The organism is Paenibacillus mesotrionivorans (assembly GCF_046098205.1).
Classification (GTDB): domain Bacteria; phylum Bacillota; class Bacilli; order Paenibacillales; family NBRC-103111; genus Paenibacillus_AR; species Paenibacillus_AR mesotrionivorans.
Genome location: NZ_JBJURJ010000006.1, coordinates 1 through 16,498 on the forward strand (window position 1 = coordinate 1; position 16,498 = coordinate 16,498).

13 protein-coding genes and 1 rRNA gene are annotated in these 16,498 nt (G+C 53.4%); 2 read left to right on the forward strand and 12 right to left on the reverse strand.

Going from position 1 to position 16,498, the window contains the following annotated elements; genetic code table 11:
• Positions 1-72 (reverse strand): 16S ribosomal RNA (locus tag ACI1P1_RS09975); the annotation flags it as partial.
• Positions 73-444: 372 nt separating this feature from the next.
• Between ACI1P1_RS09975 and ACI1P1_RS09980 the strand changes: the two genes are divergently transcribed.
• The gene (locus ACI1P1_RS09980; protein WP_416216239.1) at positions 445-1,227 is read left to right on the forward strand and encodes a helix-turn-helix domain-containing protein; all 783 of its coding nucleotides are present in this window, start codon (positions 445-447) and stop codon (positions 1,225-1,227) included.
• A gap of 231 nt (positions 1,228-1,458) precedes the next feature.
• On the opposite strand, the gene rbsK is transcribed toward ACI1P1_RS09980, so the two are convergent.
• From rbsK to ACI1P1_RS09995, 3 genes are all read right to left on the reverse strand, one after another.
• On the reverse strand, positions 1,459-2,397 hold the full coding sequence (gene rbsK / locus ACI1P1_RS09985; RefSeq protein WP_416216240.1) for a ribokinase: 939 nt from the start codon (positions 2,395-2,397) through the stop codon (positions 1,459-1,461).
• Positions 2,398-2,419: 22 nt separating this feature from the next.
• Complete coding sequence (locus tag ACI1P1_RS09990) at positions 2,420-3,349, reverse strand: nucleoside hydrolase (RefSeq protein ID WP_416216241.1); 930 nt, start codon at positions 3,347-3,349, stop codon at positions 2,420-2,422.
• Positions 3,350-3,456: 107 nt separating this feature from the next.
• The gene (locus ACI1P1_RS09995) at positions 3,457-4,875 is read right to left on the reverse strand and encodes an aminotransferase-like domain-containing protein (RefSeq protein ID WP_416216242.1); all 1,419 of its coding nucleotides are present in this window, start codon (positions 4,873-4,875) and stop codon (positions 3,457-3,459) included.
• Positions 4,876-5,036: 161 nt separating this feature from the next.
• On the opposite strand from ACI1P1_RS09995, the gene ACI1P1_RS10000 reads away from it, so the two are divergent.
• Entirely contained in the window at positions 5,037-5,978 is a 942-nt protein-coding gene (locus ACI1P1_RS10000) for a DMT family transporter (protein ID WP_416216243.1), read from the forward strand.
• Between the two features lie 73 nt (positions 5,979-6,051).
• On the opposite strand, the gene ACI1P1_RS10005 is transcribed toward ACI1P1_RS10000, so the two are convergent.
• The 8 genes from ACI1P1_RS10005 to rplT all read right to left on the reverse strand — a co-directional run bounded on the left by ACI1P1_RS10005 (position 6,052) and on the right by rplT (position 16,432).
• Positions 6,052-9,522 carry an ABC transporter substrate binding protein gene (locus tag ACI1P1_RS10005; RefSeq protein ID WP_416216244.1) on the reverse strand — a complete coding sequence of 1,157 codons (3,471 nt, stop codon included), beginning with the start codon at positions 9,520-9,522 and terminating at the stop codon, positions 6,052-6,054.
• 256 nt (positions 9,523-9,778) lie between these two features.
• Entirely contained in the window at positions 9,779-10,657 is an 879-nt protein-coding gene (gene aguB / locus ACI1P1_RS10010; protein WP_416216245.1) for an N-carbamoylputrescine amidase, read from the reverse strand.
• A gap of 50 nt (positions 10,658-10,707) precedes the next feature.
• On the reverse strand, positions 10,708-11,736 hold the full coding sequence (locus ACI1P1_RS10015) for an agmatine deiminase family protein (RefSeq protein ID WP_416216246.1): 1,029 nt from the start codon (positions 11,734-11,736) through the stop codon (positions 10,708-10,710).
• 163 nt (positions 11,737-11,899) lie between these two features.
• Positions 11,900-12,199, reverse strand: coding sequence for a cytochrome aa3 quinol oxidase subunit IV (gene qoxD, locus ACI1P1_RS10020; RefSeq protein ID WP_416216247.1), 300 nt, complete (start codon positions 12,197-12,199; stop codon positions 11,900-11,902).
• Between the two features lies 1 nt (position 12,200).
• The gene (gene qoxC / locus ACI1P1_RS10025; RefSeq protein ID WP_416216248.1) at positions 12,201-12,806 is read right to left on the reverse strand and encodes a cytochrome aa3 quinol oxidase subunit III; all 606 of its coding nucleotides are present in this window, start codon (positions 12,804-12,806) and stop codon (positions 12,201-12,203) included.
• Positions 12,793-14,772 (reverse strand): cytochrome aa3 quinol oxidase subunit I, encoded by a 1,980-nt coding sequence (gene qoxB, locus ACI1P1_RS10030; protein ID WP_416216249.1) that lies wholly within the window; start codon positions 14,770-14,772, stop codon positions 12,793-12,795. Before qoxB ends, qoxC begins: the two co-directional genes overlap by 14 nt.
• Positions 14,762-15,733 (reverse strand): cytochrome aa3 quinol oxidase subunit II, encoded by a 972-nt coding sequence (qoxA, locus tag ACI1P1_RS10035; RefSeq protein ID WP_416216553.1) that lies wholly within the window; start codon positions 15,731-15,733, stop codon positions 14,762-14,764. The genes qoxB and qoxA overlap by 11 nt, the downstream gene beginning before the upstream one ends.
• A 339-nt stretch (positions 15,734-16,072) precedes the next feature.
• A complete protein-coding gene (gene rplT, locus ACI1P1_RS10040; protein ID WP_416216250.1) occupies positions 16,073-16,432 on the reverse strand; it encodes a 50S ribosomal protein L20 in 360 nt (119 codons plus the stop codon).
• Positions 16,433-16,498: the final 66 nt, after the last annotated feature.

Genomic DNA, 16,498 nt, shown 5'->3' on the forward strand with positions numbered 1-16,498 from the left:
AACCCGCTCGACTTGCATGTATTAGGCACGCCGCCAGCGTTCGTCCTGAGCCAGGATCAAACTCTCCATAAAAGTGGTCCGAAGACCGTTATGTTAGAGCTGATTGCTCAATTGTTCAAACGTTTGGCTTCATTGTTTTGCTGCTCGTTGTTCAGTTTTCAAGGAGCTCGTTTGTTTCTTCGTCGTTCTCTTCTTCAAGAGGCGACTTTTTTAATATACCACATTGTCATGCATCTTTGCAAGCATTATTTTTTAATTTCTTGCTTGCCTTGCTTTTCCATCCTTCCGCTGCACGGCTTGTCTCAGCGGCGGAATTTGATAATAACATAGAATTCAACAGGAATGCAACCCTTAATTTTAAAAAATATGAAAATGCCTTCTCTATCCTATGCTATAGTGAAATTAATCCGTACAAAGCCATAAATAGAACAAGGGGTCTACGAGATGAAGCATTCTCTCCATTTCCTGCGCAAGGCCATCCATTCGCCGGATCACCACGTGGATTGGCATAACCACCCGATTCATGAAATTGTATATTACCAAACCGGCACCGGCACAACCGAATTTGGCCGCCAGTTATACCGCTACGAACCCCGCACATTTGCCGTACTGCCCGCCGACATCATTCATAATGAGCACTCGGAGACCCAAACATCGGTGTTGTTTTTCTGCTTCGATTATGATTCCGGGTTTCCCTCTTTAGCTCCGGGATTGTACCGGGATCAATCAGGCGGAGTGTTGTATTGGATCGACCAGATCCACCGGGAGCTTACCTGCCGAAGCAGCTACTCGGATGAAGCTGTCAGCTGTTATTTGAGCCTGCTCCTGATAGAAGTGCTCCGTTTGACCGGAGACAAGGCATTTGCCCCCGCCAACCGGCAGACCCTTTATGCAGCGAAATACATCGAGCAATATTACAATCAAAAAATCCAGCTCAGCCAGCTGGCGGATATGTGCGGTTACAGCCCGGATCATTTCCGGCGTGTGTTCAAAGAAGAGAACGGCATGACTCCCACCCAATACATCCGCAAAATCCGCATCGATAAATCGAAACAGATGATACTTGAGCAAGGAGATAAGAATCTTACCTCTATAGCATTGGATTGCGGATTTGCTTCCCTGTCCCAATTTGGGAGTGTATTCAAGCAATTAACCGGACATAGCGCCAGTGACTTCGCCAAAGGGCTGTCAGGGGCCGCAATGAACGCGGTCCGTAACTTTAAATAGAGGAATTCCTCTTTCCGCTATATTGAGGGAATCCGACATCTGGTGCTGATAATGGAAGCTCAACATCCTCTATTGCTCCGGTGTTATAACTTCAAGAAGGAAAAAGACGCAATAGCGGACAATTGCCTACCGCTAAAGCGCCTTAAGCTGAAGGAAACGGCGAATAGCGGAACAAAGCCTTCCCCTATTCACTCCACAATCGATTCTTCCATCAAAAGTGAATCCGACCTTTTATCCCCTATTCTCCAGCCACCGGTTCACCTCGTCCGCGGACGGAATCGAGGACTGTGCGCCAGGACGGGTAACGGCAATCGCTGCGGCCGCATTGGCCCACCGCAAGGCCTCCTGTACGGATGCTCCCCGGTCCCGGGCGGCCGCATAAGCGCCGATGAAGGTATCCCCTGCCGCTGTCGTATCCACGGCCTCCACACGGAAGGCGGGCGCACTTATCCGCTCTCCCTCCTTGGAGGCGTAAACCACGCCGGCTGCCCCCAGCGTCACAATAACCTCCCCGACACCACGGCCAAGCAGCCATTCCGCTGCCGCCTCTGCATGCTCTCGGCTGGCCACCTCCAAACCGCTGATGGCTGCTGCCTCAGTTTCATTCACTACCAGCACATCCACAAGCGCCAGCACCTCATCCTCCACCTTGCGGGCCGGTGCCGGATTCAAATAAACGGCAGCGCCATAAGTACGTGCACGGCGGACGGCAGCGGCCGTCGTTTCCCACGGAATCTCATTCTGCAGCAGCACTCCCCCAAGCCCGGCTCCGCCGCTCCCGCCCGCAGCACCGATCAGCCCGGCTTCCATATCCTCCGCACTTAGCCTTCCGTTGGCGCCGGGTGAAAGAATGATGTTATTCTCCCCGTGGGCATCCACCGTAATAAAAGCCATTCCCGAGGTGCCTTCCTTCTCCAGCACCCCCGCAGTGTTAACTCCGGCCTTTCCCAAGGCTTCAACCAATGGACCGCCGAAGGGGTCTTGGCCAACAGCGCCGATCATCAGGACCTGTGCTCCAGCACGGGCAGCCGCAACCGCCTGGTTGGCCCCTTTGCCGCCGGGGATATAGGCGGTTTCCAGCCCGCTAACTGTCTCCCCCGGCAGCGGATGCCGCTCCACCCGGTTTACCACATCCATATTGATGCTGCCTACCACCGCTATTTTGCCCATCCATTCCACCAGCCCTTATTGTTTATGAGTCCGCATACTCCTTCAGCTTCCGGAAGAAATCCCGCATAATATTGTCCCGCTCCACCCAATAGGCACACCGGATAAAATGCCGCCCCGCATCCTCACTTATGGTAAGCTGATCCGTCAAAACCGGACTGTGCACCAGGTGGGTCGGGATAAAGTCCGGATCGATTAGAAATGCTATGGCCGTCATATCCCACATGATTTTGGAAAATCCGAAATGATCCTCCCGGAACCCGTAGAACCGCTCCATCAAAAAATCCCCGACGGCCCCGCAGCCCTTCACATACCGTTCCATCTCCGAGGTAGTGGTGTTCAGCCCCGAAGCAACCCCGCAGCAGGGAATCTGCACCAAAGACACACCGCAATCAAAGATAAGCCGCGCCGCAGGAACATCCTGCACTTGGTTAAACTCATCCTGGACGGGCCAATGCCGGGCATGCCCCCCCAGCCAGACCACCACTATACGGTCCACAATCGCCGGCTCCATCAGAATGGCAGAAGCCACATTGGTTATTGCTCCGATGGCGACTACATAAAGTGGGTCCTCCGCAGATGAAGCCATGGCACGCCGAACCAGGTCACGTGCTGCTTCACTCTCCACCGGTGTCCGCGCATCAGGCAGATAACTCCGGGAGCCGCGGTACACGAATCCCTCTGACGCACGCCCCATCCGCTCCAGAAGCTGGTGAAGCTCCTCATAGCTGCGCTCCATACCATCCTCCGGTCCGGTGCTCATATGGTTGAAGAAAGGCGCGGCGTACAGAGCCTCCACCTTCAGCTTTTCCGGCGAAAGCAGGGCATACACCACCGCAAATTGGTCATCAATTTCGTTATAAGTGTCTGTGTCCAGGACCATACGCACTGGTGCTTCAGGCACCCGTTCCAGCTTGCGCACCAACTCGGCATAAAGGCCAAACGGCTTCTTCATTTGTTTGTTTCCTCCCCTGATAATGAAACGCTGTTATTGGAAATCCTGCGCTTCCAGCATAGCAGCAGCCATTCCTCCAGCGCTTTTCAAATTCAGGGGAATTCTGTTCAAATCCGGCGGGAAAGCTCCAGCACCCGCCTCATGCCGGCGCGGATCTGCAGCTCGTTGGCGAAGGAAAAGCTGAACCTGGCCCACTCCTCCATCTGGCGCAGAGGATCACAGATTACCCCGGGGACAAAGGCGATAGAGGCTTCCAGGCAACGCTCCAGAAGAGCCGGGGAGGATATACCCTTGCCCAGCCGGATCCATAAGCTCAATCCGCCGCCGGGACTGGACCACTGCCAGCCGGAGTCCCGGAGCTCCTCCTCCATCACATCCTTGCGGATCTGCAGGGCGATCCGCAGCTTGCCCAGATGCTGCTGCAGCCGCGCAGAGGTGAAGTAGTGGAGGAAGATTTTCTGATTGAGAAGCGGAGTGCCGTTATCCGTCAAGGATTTGGCTGTCAAGAGATGCTTCATAAGCGGCGGCCGGCAGGCTACGCAGGCAATGCGGAGGCCAGGCGACACATATTTGCTGAAGCCGCGGATGTACAGCACCACCCCTTCAGTATCATAAGTAAACAAGGGCGGGGGCGGTTCTTTGCCAAAATAAATGTCGTGAGTGGTATCATCATCCACCAGCAAACAGCGGTACTGCTCAGCAAGCTCCACCAGGCGCTTCCGCTGCTCCGCCGGAACAGTGTAGCCCGTCGGATTATGGAAGGTAGGATTCATATAAAACAGCCGGGGCTTATAATGCCGCATGCACCATTCAACCTGATCCATATTGTAGCCATGCGGATGAATATCCACCGTTACCAGCTTGGCTCCCGCCTGGGAGAAAATATCCACCGCCGAGCTGTAGGTCGGCCGTTCAATGAGGACCGCATCCATGGGCTTCAGGAAAATCCGCGAAATGAGATCAATGGCCTGCTGTGCGCCGGAGGTGATCAGAAGCTCAGAAGCCGAAAGATGGAAACGGTGGATGTGGGCAAAATGCCGGCAGAGGGTTTCCCGCAGCTCCTCATCCCCCTGTACGGGAGCATAGGTGGCCAGCACCTTGGGATAGAGGTCGAAGACCCTTTTGACATAATCCGAAAAATACATATTCGGCAGCAGGTTAGGATCGATCAGCGCCTCCGAAAATTGGTAGCTCACCGGAACCTGATGGATTTCGGACAAGCGATTGCGTACAGAATAGGCGGGAACGATGGCTCCGGCGGTTGGCTCGGGCGCACAGGCTCCGGCACCGGGGTGCACATAATATCCCGCTTTATCCCGGACATAAACCAATCCCCTGTTTTTCAGCTCCTGGTAAGCGCGAAAAACCGTAAGCCGGTGCACCTTCAGCTCTATAGCCAGACTGCGTACGGAGGGCAGCTTCTCATGGGTTTGCCACTCACCCCTGCCAATCCGGGTTACCAGATATTCCACCACCTGCTCAAACAGATGAAACGGCTGTGTCCTCTCATTTGGCTCCTTTTGCACTCCAATCACCTCCTCTTATACACGTGTCATATCCCTATTGTACATGATTTCGGGGCTGTCTGTTCTATCCGTTTCCATCTGTTCTAAGCCTTCTCCCTTATGATAAAAACCAATATCCATTCACGCTCGCTACTCAGCAAAGCACCTTAGGAGGAATCAGAATGATCGCTTTGGGCTTTACGGTTATGTGCCTGATCTTCGGAACAACGTTTCTTGCCATCAAAGTGGGAATTGATGCGGGGCTGGCGCCGTTTTATTCCGCAAGCATCCGGTTTATCGCTGCAGGAGGGCTTCTGTTCGTGTATATGCTGTGGAAGAAAAAAGCGGCCCTGTCCCTCTTATGGCGCAAGGAGACGATGCTTACCGGATTCCTGATAACCTTCGGCACCTTCTCCACCCTGTATTGGGCAGAGCAGCATATCAGCTCCGGACTGGCTGCTGTTTTGTCCGCAACCGGACCGATTATGATTCTGCTCCTCCAGACAATACGCACCCGCCAGAGGGCACCCTTCTTATCCGCTGCAGGCTGCGCAGTAGGCTTTGCCGGCGTATTCGTGCTGATGCTGCCCGGCCTGAAGCTCGATTTCAGCTACATGTGGCTGGCAGGCTGTCTGGTGGTGCTGCTGGGAGAGCTTTGTTATTCGGGAGGTGCGCTGTACTCCAAGTCTGTGATGAACCGCCGTCCCGATGAATCACCCCTTGCTCTCAATGCCGCCCAGATGCTCTTCGGCGGTTTCCTGCTCCTTATTCTGTCCTTGGTTGTGGAGCAGCCCCGGCCGGACCAGATCCTCTCCGTTCCGGCGTTGGGCTCCATTCTGTATCTAACTGTAGCGGGATCTATGATTGGCCACAGTCTGTTTTACTGGCTGATTGCGAAGACCAATCCGGTTTTTCCGTCCACCTGGCTTTACATCTCGCCATTGATAGCCATGGGGCTGGGCAGTCTCGTTTACGGCGAAGCCTTCTCCTGGGTTTCCGCAGCGGGTGCGCTCATTATTCTGGCCGGCATCATCCTGGTGAATCTACGCAGCCTGCAGACGCTTCTGGTAGGCCGAAAGCAGGCTGCACCCACTCCTCTGCAGAATCATGCCGAATCTGCATAAATGCCAAAAAAATCCGTACTTCAGGCGCTGCCATCGCAGCGGCTAAGGTACGGATTTTTTTGGTGTTGGATAGCTATGCTTCAGAATTCGGAGGAGTATCGGAGTGTTCCTGCGCCGCGGCTGTTTCCTTCAGCCATCCGAGAATCGCATGCTCAGGCAGGGGTTTGCTGATAAAGTATCCCTGGATTTTGTCGCATTTCCGGCTCCGCAAATACTGCAGCTGCTCCCGGGATTCCACACCTTCGGCAATAACCTCCAGTCCCATCCGGTGGCCGATCATGACGATGGAGCTGGCCAGAGAGCGGCTCTCCGGTGCGCTGGGTACGTCGTCAATGAAGGTTTTGTCCACCTTCAAGGTAGTGATCGGAAGGGCCTTGAGGTAGCTGAGAGAGGAGTATCCCGTTCCGAAGTCATCCAGTGCAATACGGAGGCCCAGAGATTTCAGGTAGTCCAGCTTCTCCACGATTCGCTCGAAGGATTCCATGAAGATGGACTCGGTAATTTCAATTTCCAGATATTCCGGGGCCAGATCGGCCTCCTTCAGGGACTCCAGCACTGTGCTAATGAAATCATCCTGAACCAGCTGCACCACGGAGATATTGACGGATATCCGGTAGGGCTTCCCGTCCCGGCGCTGCAGCTCCCGGATGAACCGGCAGGCCTTGACCAGTACCCACGCTCCAATGGGAAGGATCAACTGGCAGGCCTCCGCAATGGGAATGAAGGACAACGGCGACACATTGCCCAGAACCGGATTGCTCCAGCGGATCAACGCCTCGAATCCCGATACCTCGTTGCTTTGGAGCTCATATTGAGGCTGGTAATGCAGCTCCAGCTCCCCGTTCTGCAGAGCATTGCGCAGATGCCGCTCAATTTCCATCCGTTTGGCAAAGGATTGCTGCAAAGTCGCCCCATACACAATGTAGCCGCCCTTGCAGGTTTCCTTGGCTTTGTACATGGCCACATCGGCAAACATCAGGAGCTCCTCCGCAGACTGGCCATCCTCCGGATACCGGACAATCCCGATGCTGGGGGCCAGATGGATGACGCTGCCTCCAACCAGGAACGGCTCCTTCAGCCAGCGTATCAGCTGATCCGCCGTCCGGGCAACAGCTTCAGGGGACTGGAAGCCCTCATGGAGCATCACGAATTCGTCCCCGCCAAGACGGTAGAAGATCCCCTCCACTCCGTCAAAGGATTCCAGCCGCCGGCTGATCAGCTGAATCAGCTCATCCCCAACGGAATAGCCCATGGTGTCGTTGATATACTTGAAATTATCGATATCCATATAGAAGATAACCGCGCAAGCCTCAGGCGCCTTCACATAACGCTCCAGCTCCACAGTCAGGGAAAGCCGGTTGGGAAGACCGGTAAGAGGATCAAAATATGCCAGCTCATGCAGCTTATTCTGTGAGGTTTTCAGATCATGGATATCCGAATCTGCGCCCACCACCCGCATAATCTGTCCGTTCTTATCCCGGATGGCCTTGCCTTTGCCCAGAAACCAGCGGTATTCCCCGGTTCCCAGCCTCAAGCGGTATTCATATTGATAAAAGTCGTTTTTGCCTGTTTTATGCTCCTCAATACAGTGCTGGTAACCTGCCAGATCCTCCGGATGGATCATTTCCGCAAAGGAAAAATCCTTCACTCTCCGCGACGGCTCCACCTTCAGCAGATCCCACCATCTTTGGGAAATGAATGTTTCCTTAGTAATGTAGTCGATCTCCCAGATTCCGTCATTGGTGGCTTCGGTTATCAGCCGGTAACGCTCCTCGCTTCTGGTGAGCATCGTCTGATTCTCCACCAGCCGGTCATACTGCTCCATCAACTCATCCTGAAGAGCAGTCAATTCTTCGTAAGTTGCCTCCAGTTCCTGATAGCTTTTTTGAAGCATCACTTCATAGCTTTTGCGTTCCGTGATGTCGGTCATCGATCCGGCAAAACGCTTCGGTTCCCCCGCATTTCCCCGGCTTACCTTACCGCGCACCTGGAACCAGATATCCTCTCCCGATTGCTTGCGCATCCGGTATTCCGTGGAATAAAAGGGGGTTTCCCCGTTCAGATGAGCCTGCATGGCCCGCTCCGCTTCGATTACATCCTCGGAATGAATCATCTGCTTCCAGCCGTCATCACAGGTTATGTACAGATCCTTGGGGTAGCCCATCAGCTCGTACCACCGGTCCGAATAATAGGAATGCCCCTTCTCCAAGTCCAAGTCCCATATAACGGCGTCTGAGCCGTCGGTGGCCAGCCTGAACCGCTCCTCGCTGACAAATAAACTCTCCTTAACGGAGGACAGCTCCTCGTACTGGCGGCGGAGCACCTCCTCGGAGGCCTCCAGGTTGTGGTTGAGCATGGTCAGCTCCGTGTTGCTGCTTGCCAATCTGCGGCGCATCTGGCGAATCTGCCGGATATGTATAAGAAGCAGGAGGATAAAACCTACAAGCACCGCAAACGACCAAAGCACACCCAGCACAAGGTTCCGGTATTCGTCATAGAAGGAGAACGGCTTGTTCAGAATGATGCTGTCCTTGGGAAGGCTTTCTTCTCCGACACCGAACTTCTTCATCATGTCATAATTGAAGGTAGTGGTAAATTGTTCGGGCTTCACCCGGGGTATATCATCGGCCCGTTCCCCTTTAAGTAACCGCAGGGCTAATTCTGCAGCCTTCTCGCCTTGGGTGCGTCCGCTGATGGTGCTTCCGCCGAAGCCGTCGTAGCGGATGCCAAAATCATACAGGTGATAAACCGGGGCTTTGCTGGTCCTGCCCAATTCCTTTGCCGCCGTTTCGAATTCCACGGTACTGCCGGTGACGTCGCTGAAATAGGTGGTCATCAGAACCATATCCCGCTCCGGGTCCAGCCCCTTCGCCAGCTCCAGTACCTGGGGGAAGGTTTTGCCGTCCAGAGGGACGATGGCAAGCTCCGGATACGTTGCCCGGATCCTCTCTTGAATCTGCCTGCCTGTCATCTCTCCGCTTTCGGAGCGGTCATGCAGCAAGTAGACGTTGGAGATGTCGGGATTCACCGCCAAGGCTGACTGGATAGTGGGGACGGGGTCCACATTTTCCAAAACACCGGTTATGTTAGTTTGTCCATAAAGCAGATTATCTGAAGCCCCTTCCACAATTCCGGCATAGACCACCGGCGCATTGTTGAACAGGCTCTTGCGGAATTGCAGGGCAAAATCCACCGCGAAATCATCAAGTGCCACAATCAGATCAATATCGGTTCCCGAATATTTGTAGAGCAGGGTGGAAAACAGGTTTTCCCGGTTAAAATCTGAGGGAAACCTCTTCCAGTCTGCATATTCGGTATAGATTACCGGATGAAGGTCAGCCTTCTTCAGGGCTTCCGTTACTCCTGCCGTTTCTTCGTCCGACCATTCGAAGCCTTTGTGATAGGAGTTCAGAATGAGAACTTTCGGCGGGGCTGTCAGCTTTTCTTCACCGCGGGCAGTTATGGGAGCTAACCCGGCGGCGGCGGCCAAAATCAGGAAAAGCAGCATCAATCTTCGCAAGTATGGTTGGCGGAATCCTGGCATGAAAAAACCCTCTCCTGAGCAGCCGCATCTGTTTTCGTTTCTCTTTTTAGGCCCGCTGTTAAAAAACTGTTCCCAACGCTTCCATGATGTCGAATTATTTGCAAATGAATTCCAAATCTATCCGTCTTATCAACATATTTCAACAGGATAATCGGATTTATTATAGCATGTGACATTCCGTTTCGTCATCGACAAATGAAAAAATCCCCAAACGGGCTGGCATATGCCGTCCCAAATTTGGAGATTTTCTACAGTGTCAGCCAATAGGGGTACTTCCATCATACGTAGCAATTGCACGGTACAGGTCCGGGCGGCGGTCACGGAATATCCCCCATTCGATCCGTTGGGTTTCCAATTGATCCAGATCAAACTCCGCGGTGAGGACGGCCTCCTCCTCCCTCCCGGCTTCTGCAACCTTCTGACCGGTGGGTCCGGCAATGAAGGAGGAGCCATAGAAGGTGATGCTGGAGTCGCAATCGGATTCCAGGCCAATCCGGTTGGAGGCGATGACAGGCATCAAATTGCAGGCTGCATGCCCCAGCATGCACATCTGCCAGTGGTCGCGGGAGTCGATGTTGCCGTCCTGGGGCTCCGATCCGATGGCCGTGGGGTAGAACAGAAGCTCCGCTCCCATAAGTGCCATGCAGCGGGCCGCTTCGGGATACCATTGATCCCAGCAGACGCCGACGCCGATTTTGGCATAGCGGGTTTTCCAGACCTTAAAGCCGGTATCCCCCGGGTTAAAATAGAACTTCTCCTCGTAGCCAGGGCCGTCGGGGATATGGCTTTTGCGGTAGATGCCCAGCACAGAGCCGTCCGCATCAATAACGGCAAGAGAATTGTAGCGGGCGTAATTTTTCTTTTCATAGAAGCTGATGGGCAGCACAACCTGCAGCTCACGGGCCACTTCCCGGAAGTGGGCGACCGCTTTGTTTTCCTCCAGCTCTCTGGCATAAACGTAATAGTCGGACTTTTCCTTCTGGCAAAAATACGGTGTCTCAAACAGCTCCTGAAGCAGGATGATCTGTGCCCCTTTGGCTGCAGCCTCCCGGACCAGCTTATCCGCCCGGCGGATGTTCTCTTCGATATCGGACGTACAGCTCATTTGGGTAGCCGCTACGGTAACTTTTCTCATGATTGTCCCTCCTGAAGGTTTTGCGGGAAGCAAAACTGGATCGTAAGCATTTATTGTGCCGCAGGCATCTGCTGGGTGGTGCAGTGCACGTTTCCACCCTCCTTAATAATCGCCATACCATCTACGGTACGGATGCGTCGTCCGGGGAAGGTACGCGCCAGCGTCTCCTCCGCCAGGCGGTCCGTCTCCGCCGCGTCTGCGCCGAATACAGGCAGAATAATACCGCCGTTGACAAAATAGAAATTCAGATAGCTCAGGGTCAAGCGTTTTCCATTGTACTCCCTGTACGGAGGCTGCTGAATCCGGATAACCTCCAGTGGGCGGCCCTTGGCATCTACCGCTGCGGAAAGAATTCCGATATTCTCCCGGGTAATATCCGTGTTCTCGTCTCCCGGTTCACCGGACACCTGAAGAATGACCTTGCCGGGTGCCGCGAAGCAGGCAATATTATCTACATGCCCGTCGGTTTCGTCACCGCTTAAGCCGCGTTTGAGCCAGATCACCTTTTCTGTGCCGGTATGGAGCTTCAGCTCTTCCTCGATCTGTTCCCGGGTCAAATCCGGGTTGCGGTTGGGATTCAGCAGACACTCCTCGGTAGTAAGGATGGTGCCTTCCCCGTCGGTGTGGATGGAGCCGCCCTCCATCACAATTGGGGCATCAAACTGCCGGACTCCCGTATGGGCGATAATGGCCGGAGCTACTGCGTCATCCAAATCCCAAGGCTCGTATTTGCCGCCCCAGGCATTGAAGCCCCAGTTGACGGCTCCCAGCTTCCCGGCTTTATCCGCAAGGAAGGTGGGGCCGTTGTCGCGGAGCCAGGCGTCATTGTGGGCAATAGGCAGACATTCCGCCCGAACTCCAGCCAGTCTGGAGCGCACCATGGCTTCATCTCCCGGATTCACCACCACGGTCACCAGCTCAAATTCGGCGATGGCCCGGATAATTTGTTCATAGCCGAGGCATACGTCCTCATAATCCTCGGGGTATACCATGGAGTCCCGGACAGGCCAGGAGATAAATGTGCCGCTATGTTCAGCCCACTCGGGGGGCATGGTGTAGGAAAGCTCTTTTGGATACATGGGGTCCCTCGCATTTCTTTTGCGTGTAATGTTGTTAGACAGTTTGGAGCCCGTCCATCAACTTCTTATCATATAATAAAAACTCTTGTCCCACAATGGCACTCTTTACATCAAAAACGGCCCCCGCCTCTTTCGAGATGGGAGCCGCATTTTAATTTTCACATCAGTGGGTTTGATGCAAACCGGACATAATCCAGATTGTACCCACAACAATGACCACAACCAGGAAAACCATATACGCAATATTGAGCAGCTGCATCTTCCGGTCATCGCCTTCATTGACATGCATGAACATAAACAGCTGAAGGCCGGCCTGGAGAATAGCCAAAGACCCGATGATCCACATAATGGCCGAAAAGCTCAATGATGTGCGGAGGGCAATTGCTCCTGCCAGGAAGGTCATCAGAAGAGAACCGAGAAAACCCAGGACTTGTGCGGTGGGAAAGCCGGCTTTCTTATGCATCTTACATCACCATTCCTTTCAGGTAGACGAAGGTATAGATAAAGATCCACACCACGTCCAGGAAGTGCCAGTACAAGCCGATGATAAAGGCTTTGCGGGTAGTGACGGGCGTCAGCCCCCGCTGAAGCAGCTGGATAATAATCAGTATCGCCCAGCCGATCCCGAAGGTCACGTGCAAGCCGTGGGTACCCAGCAGCACGAAGAAGCTGGACAGGAAGGCGCTGGTCTGCATGGTTGCCCCTTCGTGGATATAGTGGGCAAACTCGTTGATTTCCATAAACAGAAAGCCTGCGCCCAACAAGAGGGTGACTACCAGCCAGCCAATGAGCCCTTTGAGACTGCCACGCCGCATTTGCAGAATGGCCAGGCCGCAGGTGAAGCTGGAGGTTAAGAGCAGCACGGTCTGAATCAGAACGTCGCGGATATTAATCAGGTCCTGATGAGTGGGTCCCCCCGCATACCGGTGATACAGCGCGGCGTAGACGCCGAAGAGAGTGGCGAACAGTACAATCTCTGCTCCCAGGAAGATCCAGAAGCCAAGGATATTCATCCGGCTCTGCTCTGTCCGGTACTCCATCGGCAGGGCCGTATTCTCATGATGCGTCATACTTGTTCACCTCTTTCTCCATGCTTCTCCATGCTTTCTCCCGATACGCGATCTCATGGGTATGCACATGATAACCCTCATCATAGTCGAAGGAACGGATGATCAAGCCGACCACAACGCCAACCAGTGCCACCAAGGCGGCAATATGGAGCTCGAAGACCAGCAGGAAGCCGGCTACCATAAACACTCCGCCCATATACACCGGCAGCCAGGAATTGCGCGGCATATGGATTTCCTCCAGCTCAGACTCCTTCAGCGTCAAGCCTTCACCCTTCTTCTTCATGTGCCAGAAGGCATCCAGCGATTTCACTACCGGAATCTTGGCAAAGTTATAGAATTGCGGCGGGGAAGCCGTTGTCCACTCCAGGGTGCGGGCATCCCACGGGTCACTGACGACATTCTTCGGACCGTAGCGGAAGCTCCAATAAATATTGTAGCAGAATACGGCGAAGCCGGCTGCCAATACTGCGCTGCCCAGACCCGAAAGCAGGAACAGCGGTGAAAAGCCCGATTCCTCGGAGTAGGTGTAGGCCCGTCTTACCGCGCCGTTCAGTCCCAGGAAGAACATCGGCATAAATGTTACGTTGAAGCCGATAACGAACAGCCAAAAATGCCACTTGCCCAAACGTTCGTTAAGCAGGGTGCCGAAAATCTTCGGCCACCAGTAGTATAGGCCAGCAAAGACGGCGAATACAACGCCGGGGATCAGCACATAGTGGAAATGCGCCACCAGGAACAAGGTATTGTGATACTGGTAATCCGCAGCGCCCATAGCCAGCATGACGCCGGTTACGCCGCCGATGACGAAGCAGGGAACAAAGGCCAGCGCCCACAGCATAGCAGTGGTCATCTTGATCCGCCCCTTGCGCATGGTGAACAGCCAGTTGAACATCTTCACCCCGGTGGGAATCGCAATGAGCATGGTGGAGATGGAGAAGAATGAATTTACCCCGGGCCCGGCCCCCATAGTATAGAAGTGATGGACCCAAACCAGCATACTTAGCACAGAGATGCCCACAATAGAAACGATCATGGATGTGTAGCCGTACAGCGTCTTGCGGGAGAAGGTAGCTATCACCTCGGAGAAAATCCCGAAAGCCGGCAGAACAACAATGTAAACCTCGGGATGGCCCCAGAGCCAGAACAGATTGGCCCACAGCATATCCATACCCCCGGCAGACACTGTGAAGAAGTGGGTGCCGTACAGACGGTCAAAGGTCATCAGAGCCAGCGCCACAGTAAGAATCGGGAACGCGGCAACAATAATCAGGTTGGTAACCAGGGAGGTCCAAGTAAACATAGGCATCTTGAACAGGGTCATCCCCGGAGCACGCATCTTCATAATCGTCACAATAAAGTTGACGCCGGTCATCAGCGTTCCGATACCTGAAATCTGAAGCGCCACGGCATAAAAGTTATTGCCGATACCCGGGCTGAACTCCTTGCCTGCCAGCGGGAAGTAAGAGGTCCAGCCGGCATCCGGAGAACCGCCGACGACGAAGCTCAGGTTGAACAGCATGGCTCCGCTGAAGAACAGCCAGAAGCTCAGAGCATTCAATTGTGGGTATGCCACGTCGCGGGCGCCGATCTGCAGCGGAATAATAATATTCATAAGACCGATGAGCATAGGCATGGCCATGAACAAAATCATGACCACACCGTGAGTCGTGAAGACCTCGTTATAATGCTGCGCATTTAAAAATTCCATTTCCGGGCGAGAGGTCTGGACCTTCATCATCAGACCGTCCATACCGCCGCGGAAGAACATAGCCACACCTGAGAGTATATACATGATACCGATTTTCTTGTGGTCAACCGTGGTGATCCATTCTTTCCACAGCCATTGCCAGCGCTTGAGATAAATCAGCAGCGCTACAATGCCCACCGATACCAGAACAATCGAAATCTGGGCGCCGAGAATCATCGGATCCCCGGTTACCAGTATTTTATCCCATTTAATGCCCATGCTTTTCACCCCCGTCTTTCTTGGTGTTGTTTTGGGATTCACCGCTGTTTGGTGCATTGTATTGATCAGGCTCGGTGAAGGTTTTACCCGGATAGCCGTGATCCAGACGGTACATCTCCGGATTGGTGTAAGACTTGGAATCCGGATCCGCATGGTTTACCCATTCCAGGTGAGTGTTGGAATATGTCTGCCGTCCCAAATGGGTGGGCTCCAGCAGCTTCTCATATTCCGGCTCGGACAGCTTGGGAGCAGTGGCCTTCACGTCGCTCACCCATTCCTCAAACTCCTTGGGGGTTTGGCTCAGAACCTCAAACTCCATTCCTGAATAACCCTTGCCATTAAAGTTGGTGTTGCGGCCCAGATAGGAGCCCGGGTGGTCTGCCGCCAAAAACAGCTGGTTCTCCATCTTCGCCATGGCATACTTCTGGCCAGCAAGAGCCGGAATCCAGAAGGACTGCATGGTACCGGCGGAGGTCAGCCTGAAATCCACCGTACGCCCCGCGGGGATATTCACGTAGTTCACTGTCTCAATGTTTTGCTCCGGATAGCTGAAAATCCATTTCCAGTCTGCAGAGGTCACATGAATCACAAGCGGAGTCTGGTCCTCATAACCGGCAGGCACATCCTCCAGCTTGTACAGGGCCTTCACCGTAGGAATGGTCAGGGCGATCACGATCAGGATCGGAATCACAACCCAGGTAATCTCCAGGGCAAGGCTGCCATGCTCCTCGGGGGGCTCGTAATCCTCGTTCCCCGGCTTCTCCCGGTATTTCCACACAATGAAAACAAACAAACCGATCACAACAACCACGACCAACAGCATCCACATCAAGGACCAGTTAATCAGCTCAGCAATGCTTCTTGCCACAGGCCCCTGGGGATTCAACACCACCAGACTTTCGCAGCCGCTCAAAAGAGCCGTTCCTGCACCTGCAGTCAACAGAGCAAGCAGCCTTTTCATTCGCATGTATGCCAACTCCCCTTCTCACAGAAATGCGAATTTCACAATATGTTCAATCCACTCTCTTTTTTTGTGATATTTATCACTTTACAAATGAAATCTTAACATGAAAATCAGTTTTCAGCTATCTGAAATTGTTACAAAAATAGTAAGGAAAATTATACAAATGACTTTTTTTACCTCATCTGCTATACTATTTGATTGCATCTTGAGAATTGTTAATATTTAGTTGATTCTATGTGATAGCCTGGCCTTTCATACCTCTAAAATGCAAAAAAACCGGACAAGGAGATTGCTCTCCCGGTCCGGGTCTTTTCAGTCACGCGTCTATCCGCGGTACTAGGCGTTCAGCTTTACCTTAGCAGCGGCAGCCAGATCGGAGAATGCCTTAGCGTCGGTTACAGCCAGGTCAGCCAGGATCTTGCGGTTTACGTCGATGCCGGCCAGCTTCAAGCCGTACATGAACTTGCTGTAGGACAATCCGTTTTGACGGGAAGCCGCATTGATACGGGCGATCCACAGCTTGCGGAAATCGCGCTTCACTTGACGGCGGTCACGGAATGCGTACATGTGGGACTTCATTACCTGCTCGTTAGCAGTTCTGAATAACCGGTGTTTGGAGCCAAAATAGCCCTTTGCCAGCTTCAAGATTTTTTTATGACGACGACGAGTCACAAACCCGCCCTTAACTCTTGCCATAGTAGTCAGCCTCCTGAATAAATGAATTGCTTTGCCCTGATAACTTGCTCCGTGCCAGAGGCCGGA

Excerpts from the sequence above, each read along its gene's own strand:
- ACI1P1_RS09980 (WP_416216239.1), top strand. The coding sequence starts at position 445 with ATGAAGCATTCTCTCCATTTCCTGCGCAAGGCCATCCATTCGCCGGAT.
- rbsK (WP_416216240.1), bottom strand. The coding sequence starts at position 2,397 with ATGGGCAAAATAGCGGTGGTAGGCAGCATCAATATGGATGTGGTAAAC.
- ACI1P1_RS09990 (WP_416216241.1), bottom strand. The coding sequence starts at position 3,349 with ATGAAGAAGCCGTTTGGCCTTTATGCCGAGTTGGTGCGCAAGCTGGAA.
- ACI1P1_RS10000 (WP_416216243.1), top strand. The coding sequence starts at position 5,037 with ATGATCGCTTTGGGCTTTACGGTTATGTGCCTGATCTTCGGAACAACG.
- ACI1P1_RS10005 (WP_416216244.1), bottom strand. The coding sequence starts at position 9,522 with ATGCCAGGATTCCGCCAACCATACTTGCGAAGATTGATGCTGCTTTTC.
- aguB (WP_416216245.1), bottom strand. The coding sequence starts at position 10,657 with ATGAGAAAAGTTACCGTAGCGGCTACCCAAATGAGCTGTACGTCCGAT.
- ACI1P1_RS10015 (WP_416216246.1), bottom strand. The coding sequence starts at position 11,736 with ATGTATCCAAAAGAGCTTTCCTACACCATGCCCCCCGAGTGGGCTGAA.
- qoxD (WP_416216247.1), bottom strand. The coding sequence starts at position 12,199 with ATGCATAAGAAAGCCGGCTTTCCCACCGCACAAGTCCTGGGTTTTCTC.
- qoxC (WP_416216248.1), bottom strand. The coding sequence starts at position 12,806 with ATGACGCATCATGAGAATACGGCCCTGCCGATGGAGTACCGGACAGAG.
- qoxB (WP_416216249.1), bottom strand. The coding sequence starts at position 14,772 with ATGGGCATTAAATGGGATAAAATACTGGTAACCGGGGATCCGATGATT.
- qoxA (WP_416216553.1), bottom strand. The coding sequence starts at position 15,733 with ATGAAAAGGCTGCTTGCTCTGTTGACTGCAGGTGCAGGAACGGCTCTT.
- rplT (WP_416216250.1), bottom strand. The coding sequence starts at position 16,432 with ATGGCAAGAGTTAAGGGCGGGTTTGTGACTCGTCGTCGTCATAAAAAA.